This is a genomic window from Limosilactobacillus viscerum, assembly GCF_947387525.1.
Classification (GTDB): domain Bacteria; phylum Bacillota; class Bacilli; order Lactobacillales; family Lactobacillaceae; genus Limosilactobacillus; species Limosilactobacillus viscerum.
Genome location: NZ_CANDNW010000077.1, coordinates 1 through 512 on the forward strand (window position 1 = coordinate 1; position 512 = coordinate 512).

The 512-nt window shown below is 41.0% G+C and carries 1 protein-coding gene; it reads left to right on the forward strand.

Annotation, left to right across the window (positions count from 1 at the left end; genetic code table 11):
• Window positions 1-64 precede the first annotated feature (64 nt).
• A partial coding sequence (locus QOS07_RS09315; protein WP_283588657.1) for an IS66 family transposase occupies window positions 65-512 on the forward strand: 448 nt, incomplete at its 3' end.

Consider the following 512-nt stretch of genomic DNA (forward strand, 5'->3'; position numbering starts at 1 on the left):
GACTAAGGAATTCAGTCACCATCAAATAGGTGTTTTCCATTATGCGAATAGTAGATCGGGACAAATGGTTGGGAAAATCTTAGGCGAGAATTACCCGGGGATTATTATGTGCGATGGCTATAATGGTTACAGCAATCGCCTTTATCCTCGAGCAAAATTCGGTTCTTGTTTGGTCCATATTCGCCGTGAATTTATTCGAATTACCAAACTTTTAAAACCAAATCAACGCCGCCAGACAAAGGCATGGCGGGCAATTGAGCTATTAAGTCACGTTTTCCATACGGAAAACGGCCTAAAATACCAAAGTTCAAAGGAAAAGTTGGCCTTGCGAAAGGAGAAGATAAAACCACTGCTTGATCAATTCTATGATTATCTAGTGAAGATTGAGCACCCAATGGGTAAACTACGAAAAGCAATTGAGAATGCGCAAAGGCTTCGCCAACGTGTATATCGTATTTTTGAGAATGGTCAAGTGCCACTAAGTAATAATGCGGTTGAACAAACAATCCGCC